We start from the raw sequence: 2,915 nt of genomic DNA on the forward strand, positions 1-2,915 counted from the left end.
CTCCTCTTTGGTCTATATTTTCTAAATTATTTAATGAAAAAAACAAATTCGAAATATTCAAGATTATAAAGAAATTTAATTTTACTTTTATTTTTATAGCTTTAGTTATTATTATATTGTATTTAATCACCCCATCATTAATATCTATATGGATAAAAAATATAATTGTATTGCCTCATTATTTTATTTTAACATTTGCGATTATTACTTTATTAAGACTTTATAATACTTTCTTTACCTTTTTTTTAAATGGAATAGGCGAATTAAGCTTATTTATAAAAATTTTAATCTTTAGTTCAGTGATTAAAATTCCTCTATGTTATTTATTTATCAACTTTATAAAATTAGATGTATTAAATAGTATTACAGTATCTACAATAATAATTTTAATTTTATGGACAATTCTCATTCCGCAATATTCAAATAAAATTATTAGCCGATTATAATTGTTTTATTCTATCTATAAAATCATTTAGAATATTCTCTTTTGAAAAATTTTTCGTAATAAAATTTCTAGCATTACGACCTGTAGTAATGGAAGTATCTTTATTGTTAAACAATTCAATTATTTTATTAATAATTTCATCTTTTTGGTGATTCATATAATAGAATCCACCTTTAGATTTTTCAAAAATATACCTAACTTCAGAGTCTTTGTGACCTGTAACGATAGAAGGTTTTTCACTAGCCATCATGCCTAAAATTTTAGAAGGCATAACAGTATCTATAACAAGGTCCTTTTGAAATAAAACATGCAAATCTGCATTACAAAGAATATTGTTTAATTCTGAATAAATGACAGGCTCAAAATAAGTCATGTTTTTTAGTTCCTTTGTTTTTTCTAATACCTCATTTTTACTAGCCCCATCCCCTATCAATGTAATATGTATTCCATTATATTTAGCTAAATCTTTAACTATATCAATAAAAATATTCCAATCTTGTTTTTTTCCAATATTTCCAGAATAAAGAATATTAAATTTGTCTGAATTAAAATAATTTGTATTTTGAGCTCGAGTAGGATTAATAACATTTGAATCAATCCAATTAGGAAAATAATAATTGTTTAAAGATTTTTTTTTCTTTAATTTTTCAATCATTCCATAACTTATTGTTGTATTTAAATTTGATACAGAATAAAGTTTTTGTTCAATTTTTTTCAAAATATTTTCAAAAATTTTATTTTTTAAAATTCCTGTTTGAAAAGCCGCATCAAACTCAAAATCTTGTGTATGTATAACAATTTTTGCTTTGTATATCTTTTTTGCTAAAAAGGATAAAATTATATTAGAAGTAAAGGGAACTATTACAATAATTATATCTGTATTTTTAAATTTTTTAAGATTAAAAAGGCTCAAAAAAGTAAAATGAATCATTTGTAAAATTCTCCTAAAAAAATTTGGTTTAGAAGGAACATAAATCCGCATTCTATTGATATTAACATTGTTAATACTTTCTAATAAAAAATAACCTCTTTTTTTATATTGTTCATAAATTTCCCATTTAGGATAATATGGATACGCAGTTATGACATCTACATGTATTCCTTTTTGAACTAGATATTCAGCTAATTCAGTAGTATATAATCCTATCCCGCTGTCTTCAGGAAAATAATTATTACCCAATATTGTTATTTTCATTTTCATTTAACTTTTTTTGCTGGATTACCAATATAAACCCCTTTTTCATATAAATTAGTAAAAACAGATGATCTTGCCCCTACTACAATTTCATTTTCAATTGTCACTCCTGGAGCAATAAATACATCGGTTGCAATCCAACAAGAATCTTTTATTATTATCGGTTTATTGTAAATATCGAAACTTTGTTTTTGATATTCATGAGAGCCTGTACATAAATATGATTTTTGAGAAATCACTGTGTTTGAGCCAATTTGTATTTCTCCTAAACTATAAAGTACAACATCATCACCTATCCAACTATAATCACCAATTATAACTTTCCATGGGTATGTAATTTTTACATTCGGTCTAATGACAACTTGTTTACCAATTTTTGCACCGAATAGACGAAGTAAAAATCTTCTCCATGGATATAATACTTGTGGAGATAATGCAAAGAAAGTTGCTTGAACAATCCACCAAAGTTGAACAATTATTTTATTTCTACCTCTAAAATTTTTTGGGTTTTTGAATTTATTTAATTCAAACATTTATAAAAAATATTAATTAGTTTATTTATAAATATATCTAAAGTATATTTTTCACTCGCCATTTTATAGTTGAAAAGTGATATTTTAATTAGTTCTTCTCTATTTAAATTACATATAAATTCGAGACTATTTTGTAAACTATTAAGATCATCTTTTAAACAAATAAAACCATTTTTCTCATTACAAATATCGGGTATACCAGCATGATTTGTTGTTAATATTACATTACCAGTAGCCATACCTTCTATTAAACTAATTGGTTGTCCTTCCATTTTATAAAATGTAGGTAAACAGATTAAATTAGATTGTAAGAGTAAATCTCTTTTTTTTTCTCCATTTACTATACCTAAATATTGTATTTCATTTATATTTTTAATTGTATTTATATCAAAACTATCTGTTAAATTTCCTGCGATTTTTAGATTTATTTTTATTCCTTTTTCTACTAAATTTTTAATTGCTTCAACAAGCAATTTTATTCCCTTTTCTTCAATTATATTACTTAAAAAAAGTACATTTATATCTTTAAAATTCTTGTTTTTTATATCTTTTTCTTCAATATTTAAAATTTCCTCAAAAAAATTTTCAACAATAAATATTTTTTCTTCTTCTAAAAAAAAATCAAAATTTTTCTGAAGTGATTTAGATAAAACTATGCCATAATCTGCTAATTTTAATGATTTCTTAAAGAAAAATTTTTGAAAATAATTTTGTTTAAAATAAGATTCTTTTAAATGTCCAC

Annotated in this window: 3 protein-coding genes; all 3 read right to left on the reverse strand. The window is 23.1% G+C overall.

Features of this window, described 5'->3' with window-relative positions:
- Window positions 1-440 precede the first annotated feature (440 nt).
- Window positions 441-1,640: a WcaI family glycosyltransferase gene (locus HALO113_RS15470; RefSeq protein ID WP_159779992.1), complete on the reverse strand. Its 1,200-nt coding sequence runs from the start codon at window positions 1,638-1,640 to the stop codon at window positions 441-443.
- Window positions 1,641-1,642: 2 nt separating this feature from the next.
- Window positions 1,643-2,173, reverse strand: a complete 531-nt coding sequence (locus HALO113_RS15475; protein WP_159779993.1) for a putative colanic acid biosynthesis acetyltransferase — start codon at window positions 2,171-2,173, stop codon at window positions 1,643-1,645.
- On the reverse strand, window positions 2,161-2,915 hold a 755-nt coding region (locus tag HALO113_RS15480), incomplete at its 5' end, for a glycosyltransferase family 4 protein (RefSeq protein ID WP_159779994.1). The genes HALO113_RS15475 and HALO113_RS15480, both read right to left, overlap by 13 nt.

It is taken from the genome of Flavobacterium sp. 9AF, from assembly GCF_902506265.1.
Classification (GTDB): Bacteria; Bacteroidota; Bacteroidia; order Flavobacteriales; family Flavobacteriaceae; genus Flavobacterium.

What these genes read in the sequence shown, in the direction of transcription:
- HALO113_RS15475 (WP_159779993.1), bottom strand. Translation starts at nt 2,173, where the DNA reads ATGTTTGAATTAAATAAATTCAAAAACCCAAAAAATTTTAGAGGTAGA.
- HALO113_RS15470 (WP_159779992.1), bottom strand. Translation starts at nt 1,640, where the DNA reads ATGAAAATAACAATATTGGGTAATAATTATTTTCCTGAAGACAGCGGG.